The 16,609-nt window shown below is 32.9% G+C and carries 16 protein-coding genes; 4 read left to right on the forward strand and 12 right to left on the reverse strand.

Annotated features, from left to right (window positions below; translation table 11 throughout):
• The first annotated feature begins 68 nt into the window (after positions 1-68).
• Genes QLS31_RS03805 through QLS31_RS03815 form a run of 3 tightly spaced genes read left to right on the forward strand, consistent with a single transcriptional unit; the run spans position 69 to position 3,106 of the window.
• On the forward strand, positions 69-1,307 hold the full coding sequence (locus QLS31_RS03805) for a nucleoside permease (protein WP_282718332.1): 1,239 nt from the start codon (positions 69-71) through the stop codon (positions 1,305-1,307).
• A 10-nt stretch (positions 1,308-1,317) separates the two neighbouring features.
• A complete protein-coding gene (locus tag QLS31_RS03810; RefSeq protein ID WP_282742711.1) occupies positions 1,318-2,211 on the forward strand; it encodes a TIM barrel protein in 894 nt (297 codons plus the stop codon).
• Positions 2,212-2,230: 19 nt separating this feature from the next.
• Positions 2,231-3,106 (forward strand): sugar phosphate isomerase/epimerase, encoded by an 876-nt coding sequence (locus QLS31_RS03815; RefSeq protein ID WP_282742713.1) that lies wholly within the window; start codon positions 2,231-2,233, stop codon positions 3,104-3,106.
• A gap of 56 nt (positions 3,107-3,162) precedes the next feature.
• Here QLS31_RS03815 and QLS31_RS03820 read toward each other — a convergent pair whose 3' ends face one another.
• Positions 3,163-4,158 (reverse strand): phytanoyl-CoA dioxygenase family protein, encoded by a 996-nt coding sequence (locus QLS31_RS03820; RefSeq protein WP_282742715.1) that lies wholly within the window; start codon positions 4,156-4,158, stop codon positions 3,163-3,165.
• Positions 4,159-4,313: 155 nt separating this feature from the next.
• Between QLS31_RS03820 and QLS31_RS03825 the strand changes: the two genes are divergently transcribed.
• Positions 4,314-5,150: an AraC family transcriptional regulator gene (locus QLS31_RS03825; protein ID WP_282742717.1), complete on the forward strand. Its 837-nt coding sequence runs from the start codon at positions 4,314-4,316 to the stop codon at positions 5,148-5,150.
• Between the two features lie 43 nt (positions 5,151-5,193).
• Here QLS31_RS03825 and QLS31_RS03830 read toward each other — a convergent pair whose 3' ends face one another.
• The 11 genes from QLS31_RS03830 to hisB all read right to left on the reverse strand — a co-directional run bounded on the left by QLS31_RS03830 (position 5,194) and on the right by hisB (position 16,590).
• Complete coding sequence (locus QLS31_RS03830) at positions 5,194-6,849, reverse strand: M1 family metallopeptidase (protein ID WP_282742718.1); 1,656 nt, start codon at positions 6,847-6,849, stop codon at positions 5,194-5,196.
• Positions 6,850-6,909: 60 nt separating this feature from the next.
• Positions 6,910-7,956, reverse strand: a complete 1,047-nt coding sequence (locus tag QLS31_RS03835) for an alkaline phosphatase D family protein (protein ID WP_282742720.1) — start codon at positions 7,954-7,956, stop codon at positions 6,910-6,912.
• 146 nt (positions 7,957-8,102) lie between these two features.
• A complete protein-coding gene (locus tag QLS31_RS03840) occupies positions 8,103-9,317 on the reverse strand; it encodes an ATP-grasp domain-containing protein (protein WP_282742722.1) in 1,215 nt (404 codons plus the stop codon).
• A 3-nt stretch (positions 9,318-9,320) separates the two neighbouring features.
• Positions 9,321-10,754, reverse strand: coding sequence for a leucyl aminopeptidase family protein (locus QLS31_RS03845; protein WP_282742723.1), 1,434 nt, complete (start codon positions 10,752-10,754; stop codon positions 9,321-9,323).
• A 52-nt stretch (positions 10,755-10,806) separates the two neighbouring features.
• Entirely contained in the window at positions 10,807-11,952 is a 1,146-nt protein-coding gene (locus tag QLS31_RS03850; protein ID WP_349238930.1) for an alpha/beta hydrolase-fold protein, read from the reverse strand.
• A gap of 122 nt (positions 11,953-12,074) precedes the next feature.
• Positions 12,075-12,674 (reverse strand): bifunctional phosphoribosyl-AMP cyclohydrolase/phosphoribosyl-ATP diphosphatase HisIE, encoded by a 600-nt coding sequence (hisIE, locus tag QLS31_RS03855; RefSeq protein ID WP_282742725.1) that lies wholly within the window; start codon positions 12,672-12,674, stop codon positions 12,075-12,077.
• Between the two features lie 99 nt (positions 12,675-12,773).
• Positions 12,774-13,529: an imidazole glycerol phosphate synthase subunit HisF gene (hisF, locus tag QLS31_RS03860; protein WP_282742726.1), complete on the reverse strand. Its 756-nt coding sequence runs from the start codon at positions 13,527-13,529 to the stop codon at positions 12,774-12,776.
• Between the two features lie 33 nt (positions 13,530-13,562).
• Entirely contained in the window at positions 13,563-13,922 is a 360-nt protein-coding gene (locus QLS31_RS03865) for a four helix bundle protein (RefSeq protein WP_282717814.1), read from the reverse strand.
• Positions 13,923-13,931: 9 nt separating this feature from the next.
• Positions 13,932-14,663: a 1-(5-phosphoribosyl)-5-[(5-phosphoribosylamino)methylideneamino]imidazole-4-carboxamide isomerase gene (gene hisA / locus QLS31_RS03870; protein WP_282742727.1), complete on the reverse strand. Its 732-nt coding sequence runs from the start codon at positions 14,661-14,663 to the stop codon at positions 13,932-13,934.
• 109 nt (positions 14,664-14,772) lie between these two features.
• Positions 14,773-15,354 (reverse strand): imidazole glycerol phosphate synthase subunit HisH, encoded by a 582-nt coding sequence (gene hisH / locus QLS31_RS03875; RefSeq protein WP_282742728.1) that lies wholly within the window; start codon positions 15,352-15,354, stop codon positions 14,773-14,775.
• A 99-nt stretch (positions 15,355-15,453) separates the two neighbouring features.
• Entirely contained in the window at positions 15,454-16,590 is a 1,137-nt protein-coding gene (hisB, locus tag QLS31_RS03880) for a bifunctional histidinol-phosphatase/imidazoleglycerol-phosphate dehydratase HisB (protein WP_282742729.1), read from the reverse strand.
• Between the last annotated feature and the right edge of the window lie 19 nt (positions 16,591-16,609).

The following is a 16,609-nucleotide window of genomic DNA, read 5'->3' on the forward strand; positions in this document are numbered from 1 at the left end:
GAGAATGAAATATTAAAAAATAAATTACTGCTAATTAACCAAAACCAAAAAATAAAACCAATATACCAATGAATAGCACCATCCGAATTAAATTATCCATAATGATGTTCCTAGAATTTTTTATCTGGGGAGCATGGTTTGTAACCCTTGGTACGTTTCTGGGGAATAATCTAAAAGCATCTGGATCAGAAACTGCCGCAATTTTTTCTACACAATCATGGGGCGCTATTATAGCACCTTTTATTATAGGGTTAATCGCTGACCGATATTTTAATGCTGAGAAAATTTTAGGAATACTTCATCTTATTGGAGCATTTTTAATGTATCAAATGTATCAGTCAGAAGAGGTTGGAATGTTTTATACTTACGTTCTAAGCTATATGATTTTATACATGCCAACATTAGCATTAGTAAATTCAGTTTCTTTCAATCAAATGAAAGATCCAGAGAAAGAGTTTGCAAACATTAGAGTTTGGGGAACAATTGGTTGGATTTTAGCAGGATTGTCTATTAGTTTTGTTTTCCATTGGGATGCTGCAGAAGCAATTTCTGAAGGAATGCTTAAAAACACGTTCCTTTTAGCAGGAATCGCAGCTTTAGTTTTAGGTATATTTAGTTTTTCTTTACCAAAAACACCACCAAAAGTAAGTGACGAAAAAATAAAAATAGGAGATATTATTGGTCTTGATGCTTTAAAGTTATTGAAGGATAAAAACTTCGCCATCTTTTTTATCTCATCAATTCTTATTTGTATTCCTCTTGCGTTTTATTACCAAAATGCACATCCATTTTTGACAGAAGCAGGAGTTGAAAATCCTACTGGAAAAATGGCAATCGGTCAAATATCTGAAGCTTTATTTTTATTATTGATTCCTGTATTTTTTACCCGTTTTGGCTTCAAGAAAACAATCTTGGTTGGAATGTTGGCGTGGGCAATTCGTTACGTTTTATTTGCTTATGGTAATGGAGATGATTTAAGTTTTATGCTTATTATAGGTATTGCTTTGCACGGTATTTGTTATGATTTCTTTTTTGTTTCTGGTCAAATTTACACCAATTCAAAAGCAGGAGAAAAATATAAAAGTGCCGCTCAAGGTCTAATTACGTTAGCTACTTACGGAGTTGGTATGTTGATAGGTTTTGCAGTTGCTGGTTGGATAACGGACAATTATAAAATGTTAGACGGCGCTATAAATTGGGAAATGGTTTGGATAATTCCTGCCGGAATTGCTTTCGCAGTATTCCTACTTTTTGCACTTTTATTCAATGAAAAAAACAAAGTCGAAGAAACATCTTCTGCTGTATAAAAAATAAAAAATGAGCACTAATTTAAATAGGAGATCTGCCATAAAAGGAATACTTGCCGGAACAGCGGCTATGGGAATTCCTTCTGGATTTTCTGCTTTGGCTATGCCAATGAATAATACAGAAACACAATTGGGTATGTTGAAAGGAAATATAAATCACTCTGTTTCTCGTTGGTGTTTTGACAGTCTTGATTTGGATACACTTTGCATAGAGGCTAAGAAAATTGGAATTACCGGTATTGATTTAGTAGGACCTTCCTCTTGGCCAACATTGAAAAAATATGATTTAGTTTCTACAATGTGCAACGGTGCTGAGATTAATTTAGTGGATGGTTTCAATGATATTAAATTTCATGAAACACTTATAAAGAATTATACCGAAATGATTCCTCTGGTGGCTAAAGCCGGTTATAAAAATCTAATTTGCTTTAGCGGAAGCCGAAGAGGAAAAACAGATGAAGAAGGTTGGAATAATTGTGTTCTTGGTTTACAAAAACTAATTCCATTAGCTGAAAAGCATAATGTGATTTTGGTGATGGAATTGTTAAACAGCAAAATTGACCATAAAGATTACCAATGTGACAGAACATCATGGGGAGTTGAATTAGCAAAACGTTTAAACTCAGAAAACTTTAAACTTCTTTATGATATTTATCACATGCAAATTGATGAAGGTGATGTGATTAGAAACATAAGAGACAACCATCAATATATTGCTCATTTTCATACAGCCGGGGTTCCAGGACGAAATGAAATTGATAATACACAGGAATTAAATTACGAAGCAATAATGAAAGCTATTGCAAAAACTGGTTTCAAAGGTTTTGTAGGACAAGAATTTATTCCTAAAAACCCGGACAAACTAGCTTCATTGAAGCAGGCTATTGCAATTTGTGATATTTAACTAATCTAAAAAATAACCCATGATAAAAAGAAGAGAATTTTTAATTAATGCTGGTTTAGTATTAGGCGCATTAGCCATTGCTCCTACATTTGCTTTTGACTCTAAAAAAAGAGCCATCGGAATTCAATTATGGACACTGCGTGATACTTTACCAAAAGATGTCAAAGGAGTTTTATCCCAAGTTGGAAAAGCTGGATTTACAGAAGTGGAAACTTTTGGTTATTCAGTAGACAAAGGCTTTTTTGGAACTTCTGTACATGATTTTAAATCGATACTTGATGATAACGGTTTAAAAGCCACTAGTAATCATTTCGATTTTAACTCTATGATTAAAGATGGCACTACTGATCTTGTAAAATCATATATCGAAACAGCAAATCATTTGGGAAGTGAATATGTAACTGTACCTTATATAATTTCCGAATTAAGAGGAACTAGCGGTGATGATTACAAAAAACTAGCTTCACAAATAAATAAAGTGGGTGAACTTTGTAAAGCAGGAGGTTTAAAATTAGCCTATCACAATCATGATTTTGAATTTACAAAATTCGGATCAACAAATGGATATGAGATTTTATTAAATGAAACGGATAAAAACTTAGTTGATTTTGAAATGGATTTATACTGGGTTGTTCGTTCTGGAAATGATCCGTTGCAATTATTCAAAAAATATCCTGGACGTTTCACTATGTGGCACGTAAAAGATATGGATAAAGTAAATCCTGATTGGAATGCCGAAATTGGAACTGGAGCAATTGATTTCAAATCGATTTTTGCTAAAGCAGAACTTTCCGGAATGAAACGTTTCTTTTTAGAGCACGAATCAAACTACAAACCGAATCCGATAGAATCCGCAGTAACAAGTTTTAATTACATTAAGAAGAATTTAATCTAAATGTTTTAAAAAATAATAAATATAAAAAAGGGATACTTATTGTATCCCTTTTTTTGTTACCACTTCTCTACTCCCAATAATTTTTTTCCTAAATCACTCAATTCCGCAGTTTTATATTTGGTTTGTTCCCATTTTCGAGGATCTCCAGGAAACGCATATCCTTCAGGCGCAATGCGATTTTTCCAAGAATTAACTCTCCATTGACGCAATTCTTCATTATCCTCTTCAGCTGGCATCATAGAAATATATTGTGCCATTCTTACTTTATCTTTTGTAATATTAGGGCGAATCCCATGCGGTTGTGTGCTATTAAAAATTAATAAATCACCAGCTTCCATTTTTACTTTTACAAATTTATCTTCAAGACCAGTAACATCTGGTTTAAAACGATTTCTATCTTCTGGTTGTGTCAGTTTCCAAGTATCATAATTTCGATATAAATCAGGTATACATTGAAACCCTCCCATATTTTCATCCATTTGGTCAGCCAAAGCTAGAACCCCTTGTACGTTTTGAGGTTTTGTCTCCGGATCATAATCCCAATGAATAAATCCTTTGAAATCAAAACCTGGACGAACTGGTAAATTCAAATTTGCTCGGTCGATAGTAACCCATAATTTCTCGGTTCCCCAAATATCTACAAATGCATCATATACTTTTTCCATTTGTCGGTTATCCCATTGATATTGATGATTGTAAACTTCAACCATACCGCTATTGGTAAGCTCTTTCATTTGCATTTCGGCTCTTGGCGGAGCATACCAAGTTTCTGGATCATTTTGATTTTTCTCTTCAAATTCCCATAGAAAATCAGCCATTTTTTTAGCGTTTTCTTTCGGAATAGCATTTTTTATGACAATGTAACCGTTTTCAATCCAAAACTTCCAGTCGTCTTCAGTAAGTAAACGTAACGGTTTGCCATTTGAACGATCATTTAATTTTGTTGTGCTGGATTTTGCAGTAGATGGATTTCCCGGAATATCTTTATGAGCATTATTTTGTGCCATTGTGGGAACCATAGTTGGTGTCATTGATTGATTATTCTTTTCCATAGTCTTATATTTTAGTGTTATAACTATTTCAAAATTAGAAAAAGTGAATACTAATTACTTCCACAAAATTTACTGCTATTTGTACAATATTGATTTTTTTATTAACTTTAAACAAGTATATGTATTCTATTGAGCAATTATTGAGTTAACGAGATATGAAAATAGTTTTTGAGGATATAAAAAGATTAGCCGGGAGTTCATTCAGAATATTGGTAAATCCAAAATTGAATGATTTTTATTATTGGCATTTTCATCCTGAATTTGAATTAACTTTCATTGTTGCGCCAAATGGAACACGACGCGTAGGCGATCATATTGGCAATTTTGAAGGAAGTGATTTGGTTTTTATAGGTTCCAATATTCCGCATTTGAATTTTGATTATGGAATTAAAACTGAATATGAGAAAGTAGTCTTACAGATTAAAGAAGACTTTTTCAAAAATGACTTTATAACAACTCCTGAATTAGCTTCTATTTATCAATTATTTGAGAACTCAAAAAAGGTGATTTGTTTTCATGGAGCTGTAAAAGATAAAATTGGTAAAAGGCTTCAAAAAATTCATCTATTATCTCATTTTGAACAATTTATTGAAGTGCTGTCATTATTTCAGATTTTATCAACATCAAATGAAATGACTTTTTTGCACGATAAACCATTTGAAAATTTATATAATAATAAAGAACAATTGCGATTAAAAGTCGTCTATAAATTTATAGAGGAAAACTACCAAAGGGCTGTTTCTATTGAAGAAATCTCCAATTTAACTCATTTATCTAAGGCGGCTTTTTGTCGTTATTTTAAAAAAATGACACGATTGACGTTTACTGAATTTTTAAATCAATATCGAATCGAACAAGCTAAAAGACTTTTAAAAAGTGATAAAAACGTAACCGAAACGTGCTTTGAATGTGGATTTGAAAGCCTTTCGTACTTTAATAGAATCTTCAAAAAAGTGGTGGGAGAAAATCCGATACAGTTTAAGAAAAGATAAAAAAAGGTGTGTTTTCTAAATTTTAGAAACACACCTTTTGGATTTACTCAGTAATATTAAAACTGGCTACATAAAAATTCTTATCTGTTTCCAGTTTTGAATTTTCAGAATTTACCGGAACACTCTTCCATTCTGTTTCTGGTTGCAGTAATTCTTCTTTTCCATTTAGCGTTACTTTCACGGGCATATTAAAACCCGGAACGCAATTTGTCCAGCGATAACCCACTTGATTATCCTTGAAAAAATATTCTAATGTTGGAATTCTGGTATCTCTTAAATACTGATTGAAAACTGTAGATAAATCGATTCCAACTTGCTGACTTAAATAATCTTCAATTTGTTTTGTAGTAACAGTTTGGTGATAAAAAGTACTGTTTAAGCCTCTTAAAATGCCTCTCCATTTTTCATCATCATTTACAATTTGGCGTAAAGTATGCAACATATTCCCTCCTTTTGGATACATATCACCAGAACCTTCGTTGTTTACATCATAATTTCCTATAATTGGTTTGTCATTTTTTATACCTTTTCTGGTTCCCAGAACATATTCAAATCCGGCTTCTTTTCCATAGTAATATTCTACAAAAAGGCTTTCTGAATAATTTGTAAAACTCTCGTGAATCCACATATCAGCAATATCTTTATACGTGATATTATTGGCAAACCACTCATGCCCAGATTCATGAATAATGATAAAATCAAATTTTAATCCCCAACCCGTTCCGCTTAAATCCCTACCACGATATCCGTTTTGAAAACCATTCCCATATGTTACGCTACTTTGATGTTCCATTCCTAAATACGGAGCTTCAACCAATTTGTAACTGTCTTCATAAAATGGATACGGTCCAAACCAATGTTCAAAAGCTTTTAGCATTTTTGGAACATCTTGAAATTGTTTTTTGGCTTTCGCCAAATTGTCTCTCAAAACATAATAGCTGCAATCTAAATCGCCTTTTTCTCCTTTATGTTTTTCTGAAAACGAAACATAATCGCCTATATTTATATTTACACCATAATTATTGATTGGATTTGATACATACCAATTATAGGTTTTTGTTCCATCTTTTAATTGCTTTACACTTAGTAAACGTCCATTGGAAACATCCGTCAAATTTTTTGGAACATTTACACTAATCAGCATAGTATCCACTTCATCATACATGTGATCTTTGTTTGGCCACCAAACACTTGCACCCAATCCTTGACAAGAAGAAGCAATAAAAGGATTTCCATTACTGTCTTTTTTCCAAGTTATACCTCCATCCCAAGGTGGATTTACGGCTACTTTTGGTTTTCCACCATAAAATATGGTAATTTCTTTTAGTGCACCTTTTGTTTGAGGAGCAATTAATTCAATAAAAAATGCATTTCCTTCTCTTTTATATTTTAAAACTTTTCCATCCTGAATGACTTTATTAATTTCCATAGGATTTTGTAAGTCAATTTGCATGCTATTGTATTCTTTTACAACTTGATATTTTATTGTATTTGAACCTGTAATAGTACTGTCTGCTGGATTTACTTTAATATTGAGATGATAATATTTCACATCCCACCATGCTCTTTCTTTTGTGATACTTCCGCGCAAAGTATCTTGTCTCGTGAATTTTTGCTCTGATTTATTTAGTAAACCTTGTGCATTTATACCGTTAAAAAATAGAAACGAAATAAAAATAATACTAAACTGTTTTTTCATAATTAATCATTTTGAACAAAAATAAACTTTATAATTTTATAAATATAGTACCTAAAAAAATTATTTTTCAGGATAGGATTGAACATATTCTTGAATAAATTTATTTTCCTTTCCACGAATTTCCATTATCACTTTATTGTTTTTAAAATCAAATTTTAATAGTCCAAAGTTCAACTCTTTAACCACTTCCCCTTTCACATAAGGATTTTCCTCACTGGAAAAAGAAGCGTAAGTATGCGTCAATCCACTCGAGGTAAAATCTACTAACGGATAAGATAAACCCGCAACATTTTTTGAGGAAAAAGTGGCTATATGGCAATCTCCTGAGATTATAAAAGTGGCTTTTGCTTTCGTCGAAAGAATCAATTTCTCCAGTTTTTCTATTTCATGAGGGAAATTCCCCCAAGCTTCAAAACCATGTTTATCAGATAAAAATTGAATGCTGCTGACAATTACATTAAATTGCGCATCAGATGATTTAAGTTCTTTTTCAAGCCATTTCCATTGTGCCTCTCCTAATACGGTTCCTTCACCATATGTATTGGGTTGAAACCGTTTTTTTGAATCGGTGGCTTTAGTCAATGCCGTTCTAAAAAAACGAGAATCCAATACAATAATTTTTATTTTATTTCCATTTACAAGAATAGTTTTAGCAGTATAAACCCCATCTCTTTTTCGTTCAGGAGCATTCTTTGACGTATCTAAAAAATCCAGTAATAACTGTTGACTTTGTCTTTTAAAAGGATATTCTTCCCCGCCGTCATTCGCTCCATAATCGTGATCATCCCATGTTCCTAATATAATTTTGTCTTTAATGAACTTGAGATAATCTGAATCTTGTTTCTGAATTTCATAATTACTTTTAAGAAAATCCATATCCTTAGTATCCGAATACACATTATCACCTCCCCAAATCCAAACGGACGGATGATTTTTATCTATAGCTGGCCACAGTTCGTTTTTAATCTTCTGGTTATCGCAGGAACCAAAAGCAACAGTAAAATATTCATTTTGAAACGGTTTTTGAGATTCAATTAAACTCGTTGTAGTATACGTTTTACAACTAATTAACCCTAAAAAGCTAAAAATCAGAACTATTTTTTTCATGTGTGGAGGAGATGGAAACCGTTATTTATTATAGAAATTTTTAAGTAAGATATAAAAATCTGTCCATTATTAGTTTAAGTAAACTTTAAATAAAAAAGCGACTGTCTCTATTGAAACAGTCGCTTTTTTTAGTTTAATAATAGCATTTAATGCAAGTTGGTTACCTTACTTTGTTCTACTACAGCAGTAAAATCATTGGCTAAGCGATTCCCATAATCATCTAACAATTCTAAAACTCTTTCTTGCTTATCTGATTTGACAATAAGACCCGCGTGATATTCTAACGGAACTCTAAAACAAACTTCAGGATCTGAAAACGAAGATAAATTAGGATGCTGGAATTTTGATAATGTCAAAACGATACCGGCATATTCTTTTTTTACTTTTGGCAAAATGTATTTAGTTCCTTTAACCAATGCGTCTTCAATTGCAGCCCATTCTTTCCATAAATTAATATTGGAAGCTTCTGTTACCATTTCGGCCAAATGAGCCCCTCCTACTCTTGAAGAAGTTTCCAGGAAATAAATTTGACCATCTTCATTGCATTTTATGAATTCAGTATGTGCGGCACCGTGTTTCAATCCGAAGCCTTTCATTACTTCTTCATTTAACTTTTTTATGGCTTTATCATCCTCTGAATTGTACTTAATATTAGCTGAACGGAAAACACCGCCACCTTGAGAAATTTCCATTGGAGTGGCTAAATATTTTGAAGTCAAACTAAAAATTACTTTACTTTCTGAAATTAAACTATCACAATGATACACATCGCCAGGTTTGAATTGTTCTAATAAATATTTGAATCTGTTATTACCCATTTCATTAATGTGAATCCACAAACTCTCTTTATCATATATTTTTATAATTCCTGCAGCCGAAGCTTCAGAACGTGGTTTCAAAACCCATGGAGCTGAAATTGTGTCTGCAAAAGTATTGATGTCATGATCATTAAATAAAGAACAAAATGCCGGAATAGGAATTCCACAACTTTTTGCTCTCATGCGCATCGCCAGTTTATCTCTAAAATAACGTCCCGTTGTTTGTCCCATCCCGTCAATACGCAGGTTTTCCCTTAGATATGTAGCCTTTTCGACATCATAATCATCTAAGGCAACAATGGCATCAACTTTGGTTGACTTCATAAAATTACCAACACCTAACAGCAGATGTTCTAAATTCCAATCGACATCTTGGCCTTCCATATAAAAAATCTCATCGATATGTTGATGTGGCCATGGCTTGTCTCTCAGTTTTTCACTTGTCACTAAATAGACTTTGTTGCCTAACTTTTTTAAATTAATTAAAAAATCGGCACCCTTGAAATAATTTGAAATACAAAGGAAGGTTTTAGAGTTTTCCATACGTTATAAATTTTCAATGAATTTAGTTAATAAATGAACTCCATATCCTGTAGCATGCTTACTTTTAGCAAGCTCATCATCGCCAAATGCGACACCTGCAACATCAAGATGTGCCCAAGCTTTGTGCTCTTGGGTGAAATATTCTAAAAATTTAGCGGCACTTATTGCTCCGGCAACTGGTTTTCCGCTATAATTTTTTACATCTGCAATGTCACTCTCAATATCGGATTTATAAACATCCCAAAGCGGTAAAGGCCACAAACGCTCTCCTATTGCGTCTCCGTTTTCTTGTAGCTTCTTAGCCATTTCGGTATTATTGGTAAACAAAGCACCACATTCATACCCAAAAGTACCAACACTGCTTCCGGTTAGCGTAGCAATATCAACTATATATTCAGGTTTGAAATTTTTAATTAAATATGACAATCCATCCGCCAAAATGAGTCGTCCTTCAGCATCTGTATCAATGATTTCTATCGAATGTCCGCTATAACTGTGAATTACATCACTTGGTAGAAATGATTTGGCATCAACTGAATTTTCGGCACAAGGAACAATTGCAGTCACTTTTACGGGTAATTGCAAATCTGCAATCAATTGCATCGCCCCAAAAACGGCACCACCACCTGCCATATCGCACTTCATATGAAGCATTCCAGCTGTTTTTATATTTAATCCTCCTGTATCAAAAGTGATTCCTTTCCCCACTAACCCAACATGTTTCATGTGTTCCACTTCCACTTTAGGAGTGTAATTCATAATGATAAACTGTGGTTCATTTTCACTTCCTTTTCCAACTGCCAAAAAAGCGCCCAATCCCACTATTTTTGCTGCATCATGACCTAAAACTTCTACGTCAAAACCATATTTTTCACCTGTTTCTTTAGCCCAATTGGCCAAATATTTAGGATTAATCGTGTTGGGTGGTAAATCAACCAAATTATAAGTTGCCAGTTGTGCTTTGGCAATTTTAATTCCTTTTTTGGCTGTAGCCAAATAATCTTTTTCGGATACTAAATTTAAAGTAAAATCAGCACTCAAAAAAGGATGTGCGTTTTTTTCTGTTTTGAAATGACCTAAATCATACGTTCCTAAAAGCAAACCAGAAACCATCGCTTCAACCTGATCCTGAGTGAATTGTTCAGGTATAACTAAAGCAACATTCGAACTAAAATTTTCTTTTTGTTTCGATGAAATACGACGAAAAATAGTTTTCAATGATTTATAGTCTATCACTTTTCCTAAGCCAATAAAAACATATGCATTATTGTTTTTTTCAGCTAAATAGTGCGTGTCTTTTTTTCCAAAAAAAACTTTTGATGTTATTTCTAATCCATTAAAAGTTATAGGAACAATACTTTTTGAATACGTTTCAAAAACCGGAATCAAAATTGTTCCTGAAAAATCAGCTACGTTTTGTAATGTATTTGTTTTCATTTGTTCTTTTCTTTTTTTCTACCTATTAATTCAAGACCCTATGAATAGTGCTCTACGACTCTTTTGTATTAAAAAACAACCATTCTATTGCTTTAGGAAATTCATCACTCCAATAGGTTTCACTATGTTTTCCTTGCCTGTTAATGCTTAAATTAATCTTTGATTTGTCTTTTACAAATTCGCTTGAAATCAGATTATCTTTAAAACTTTTTATATGTTCAATCATTGTTTTACTCTCATCACCACCGCCATACAAATAGATTTTGGTATCGGCTGTATTTGCTTTTTTGGGATTAATTTTCAGTTCTGGAACAACCCAAAGCGATGGAGAAAAAATCATTAATTTACCATATACTTCCGGGTTTCTTAATCCACTAAAAATACTGACTAATCCTCCCATCGAGCTTCCACCAATCCCCGTAAATTCCCGTTCTTTTTTTGTTCTAAAATTGCTGTCAACAAATGGTTTTAGGGTATCAGTTACAAAACGGATGTATTTTTTTCCTTGTCCTTTTCCTAATACTGTTTTCCCAACATTGTATTCTTTTATTCGATCTTCTTTGGCGTGTTCTATGGCAATAATTATAATTTTTCCAATTTTATACTCGGACATAACCGCCAGTTTTTTGTCAATTTCCCAATTACCAAATTCGGCTGATTCATTGAATAAATTTTGAGCATCCTGCAAATACATTACGGGATAATTTTCACTTGAATTATCATAATCATGAGGCAACAAGGCCCAAATTTTTCTGGTTTTATTAAGTTGCGGGATTTCAAATTCATCTGAAATTAACTGAACCTGTGGTAAAAAAGACTGCTTAAAAGGCAACCAGTTTTTTCTCCATCTTGCTACGTGTTCATTTTGAATGCCCGTATGTGCTAATGTTGAACGGTTTTCGGTACGATTGCCGTGGCTGTCAATCTCAACTTCACTCCAATCCCCTTTAGTAAATTTATACAAAAGCTCGACAGGATAATCAAAATCATGCGAAAATTTGTAATGGTATACGTTATTTCCAATTTTCTCCATCATAAACTCCTTGTCCTGAGTACGCCAATTATTGAAATTCCCTGAAATATAAACAGGTCTTGCATCGTCTTCGTCAGTTGTAAGGATTATATATAGTCCCGTATTTAGGATTGGATCGTTTAATTCTTGTGTCAATGTGGTATTATCTAAATTCATCACTTGCATGTGGTACTCTTATTTTAAAATAATAGTAAATATAGTGGATTGCTATTTGAAATAAAAGAAAACCCAATAGTATATTCATTTACTATTGGGTTTTATTGATGTAAAATCTTTAAAAAGAATTTCTATTTCTGACGACTTTTTAGTACTTCAACAACATCATTTAGCTTAAATCCTTTGGCTTGCAACAATATAAGGTAATGAAAAAGCAAGTCAGCACTTTCGCTCAAAAACAAATCATCATTATCATCTTTGGCTTCAATAACTACTTCTATTGCTTCCTCTCCTACTTTCTGGGCAATTTTATTCATCCCTAATTTAAATAAGGAAGCCACGTAACTTTTCTCAGAATCAGCATTCTCTCTTCGAAGTTGGATTGTATCTTCTAAATTCGAAATAAAGCCATAATCTGCTTTGTTTTCATAAGCCCAACACGTATCCGTTCCTTTGTGACATGTTGGTCCTTCTGGTTTTACCTGAATCAACAACGTATCATTATCACAGTCGTTTTTGATGTCAATCAGATTTAAAAAGTTGCCACTTTCCTCGCCTTTTGTCCAAAGTCTTTGCTTGGTACGACTATAAAATGTCACTTTTTTAGTATCAACCGTTTTTTGATACGCTTCGGCATTCATAAAACCCAGCATCAAAACCGTTTTGGTTTCATTGTCTTGAATTATAGCAGGAATTAATCCGTCTGTATTTTTTGAGAAATCTATGTTCATATTTTTTAAGTATTAAGTTGTAAGTCTTAAGTATTAAGTTATATGGATAAATAAGCAACTCAATACTTAATGACTCATACTTAATACTTATGCCTTAATTTAAATCCGTACTTCGATATTGTTATTTTTAAGGGCTGCTTTCAATGTTTTAATTTCAATTTCTTTAAAATGAAATACACTTGCGGCTAATGCTGCGTCAGCTTTTCCTTCCAGAAAAGTATCTACAAAATGTTGAATGTTTCCTGCACCACCAGAAGCAATTATTGGAATATTAACTAATTCCGAAAGTTTTGCCAAAGCTTCATTAGCAAATCCGTTTTTAGTTCCGTCATTATCCATTGATGTGAATAAGATTTCACCTGCGCCGCGTTCTTCAACTTCTTTGGCCCAATCAAATAAATTCAATTCTGTAGGCACTTTTCCTCCCACTAAATGAACAATCCATTGCCCATTAATTTGCTTGGCATCAATCGCAACAACGACACATTGGCTTCCAAATTTTTGTGCCAAATCATTAATTAACTGCGGATTTTTCACCGCCGATGAATTAATGGAAACTTTATCCGCTCCATTTTGTAATAAAATTTCAACATCTTCAACGGAGGAAATTCCTCCACCAACAGTAAACGGAATATTAATAGTTGAAGCTACTTTACGAACCAAATCAACTAAGGTTTTCCTTCTTTCTTCCGTTGCCGAAATATCCAAAAAAACCAATTCATCAGCACCTTCATCTGAATATATTTTGGCCAGTTCCACTGGATCTCCTGCATCCCGTAAGTCCATAAAATTAACACCTTTTACGGTTCTTCCGTTTTTTATATCGAGACAGGGAATAATTCTTTTTGTTAACATCTAAATTAATTATTAAATTGTAAGGTTGAATTATTAAGTTTTTTTGATATTGTTTTTAGAAGTAATAATTATACTTTTTATTAATTTTAAAACTTCTATACCATCATTATTTAGACTTAAAAACTCTTCATTTGAAATATAATTTGTTGCTTGTAAAAGTTCAAGCCAATATAATGTTTCGTCAGCTTCTTTTTGAGAAATACCCATTTTATGAATGAAATCAGCTTTACTTTCTGCATTTTTAGCTTCTCTAATATTTGCTCCAACAGAAGTTCCTGAACGTAAAATTTGTTTACTCATTACATATTCATTTCTACTATTTAAAGTTTTATATAAATTAACAATTCTAATGGCAAAAGAAAAGCTTTTTATTTTTATTACGTCTTCACTCATATTTAATACTTAATAATTCATACTTAAAACATAGTTTTCCAATTGTTTTAATGAAATTCTCCCTTCGTAAATTGCTTTCCCGATTATCGTTCCTTCACAACCCAATTCGGCTAGCTTTGGTAATTCGTCAAAAGTAGAAATTCCTCCTGAAGCAATTAATTTTATGCCATTGGCTTCCGCCAAAATTTTAGCGTATAAATCAAAAGATGGTCCTTCAAGCATACCGTCTTTGTCTATATCCGTACAAATTACATACTGAATTCCTTTGCTTTGATAATCTTGTATAAAAGGAATCAAGTCTTCATTCGAATCTTCTAACCAACCCGAAACAGCTACTTTTTCATTGTTAGCATCTGCTCCCAAAATGATTTTATCAGATCCATATTCAGCAATCCATTTTTCGAATAGTTCTCTGTTTTTGACAGCAATACTTCCGCCTGTAATTTGATTTGCACCACTTTCAAAAGCAATTTTCAAATCAGAATCCGATTTTAATCCACCCCCAAAATCAATTTTCAATTTGGTTTGTGTAGCAATTTGCTCCAATATTTTATAATTTACAATTTGGCTCGACTTTGCTCCGTCTAAATCAACTAAATGTAAATATTCTATTCCGTGTGCTTCAAATGATTTTGCTACTTCAAGCGGATTTTCATTGTATATAATTTTGGTATTGTAATCGCCTTTTGACAAGCGAACACATTTTCCTTCTATGATATCTATTGCAGGTATTATTCTCATTGAGATTTATGATTTTAGATTAACGATTTTTGATTTCAGATTTGTCATTGCGAGGAACGAAGCAATCTTACTTACTAATTTTCATTGTTATTGAATTTTGCTATTGCCATTATAATTTTAAAAAATTACCTAAAATTTGCTCTCCAACATCACCACTTTTTTCTGGGTGAAATTGTGTTCCATAGAAGTTGTCTTTCTGTAAAGCCGAAGCATATTCTACTTCATAATCAGTTGTAGCAATGGCTTCAGGACAGCTGGGAGCATAAAAACTATGAACCAAATACATGTATTCATTTTCATTAATTCCCTCGAATAAAGGCGATTTCAAATTATAAATTTGGTTCCATCCCATTTGTGGCACTTTTACTTTTGGCGTGAATTTGATTACGTCAACATCAAAAATCCCCAATCCTTTTGTATTTCCTTCTTCCGATTTGTTGCACATCAATTGCATACCCAGACAGATTCCTAAAACGGGCTGTTTCAACGTTGGAATCAAAGTCTCCAAACCACTTTCTAAAAGCATTTTCATTGCAGAACTTGCTTCACCAACTCCTGGGAAAATAACTTTATCGGCAGCTTTAATTTCATCAGGATTATTACTCAAAATGGCTTTAAATCCCAATCTTTCGATGGCAAACATAATGCTTTGAATATTTCCTGCTCCGTAATTTATGATTACTATTTTCACTTTTATAAGTATTAAATATTAAGTTGTAAGGATGAAGTTTTAAGCATTTTGATTTTATTATTAAACTTAATAATTCATACTTAAAACTTAACCCTTAAACTAAAGCATTCCTTTCGTGCTAGGCAAAATCATCTTTTCGGTATCACGTTTTACGGCTACTTTTATTGCTTTTGCAAAAGCTTTAAAAATAGCTTCAATTTTGTGATGCTCGTTTGTTCCTTCCGCTTTGATATTAATGTTGGCTTTAGCACCATCAGAGAACGATTTGAAGAAATGATAAAACATCTCTGTCGGCATTTTACCTACCATTTCTCGCTTGAATTCCGTTTCCCAAACCAACCAGTTTCTTCCTCCAAAATCAATCCCCACTTGCGCTAAACAGTCGTCCATTGGCAAACAAAAACCGTAACGTTCGATACCTAATTTATTTCCTAATGCTTTCGCAAAAACTTCTCCTAAAGCAATCGCTGTATCTTCGATAGTATGATGTTCATCAACTTCTAAATCACCTTTCACAAGGATTTCCAAGTCCATTTGTCCGTGACGTGCAATTTGGTCGAGCATGTGGTCAAAAAAAGCAATTCCTGTTTCGATCTTGCTTTTTCCGGTTCCATCAAGGTTTAAGTTGATGAAAATATCCGTTTCGTTTGTTTTTCTTTCAATAGAAGCGGAACGTTCTTCTAGTTTCAAAAACTCATAAATTACTTTCCAATCTGTCGTTTGTAAAGCAATGACAGAATCCAAAGCTGACCTTTTTGAAGTAATTTCATCACTTCCCAAACCTTCGTCCGTGTTTATAAAAATGGCTTTTGAGCCTAAGTTTTTTGCCAATTCAACATCGGTTATTCTGTCTCCTATTACGAATGAATTTGCTAAATCATACTCCGGATTATCAATGTATTTTGTCAACAAACCAGTTGCAGGTTTGCGAGTTGGTGCATTTTCGTGAGGAAATGTTTTGTCAATTAATACTTCTTTGAAAACAACGCCTTCATTTTCAAAAGCTTTCATGATTAAATTATGAACGGGCCAAAAGTTAATTTCCGGATGAGAATCAGTTCCCAAACCATCTTGATTCGTAACCATTACAAGTTCAAAATCTAGTTCCAAAGCGATTTTACCAAGATATTGAAACGCTTTTGGATAAAATTCTAATTTTTCGAAACTGTCTAATTGGTAATCATTTGGTTCTAAAACCATTGTTCCATCACGATCTATAAAAAGTATTTTTTTCATTAAAAAAAGTTTAAAGTTT

Source organism: Flavobacterium sp. XS2P24 (assembly GCF_030010285.1).
GTDB classification, from domain to species: Bacteria; Bacteroidota; Bacteroidia; order Flavobacteriales; family Flavobacteriaceae; genus Flavobacterium; species Flavobacterium algoritolerans.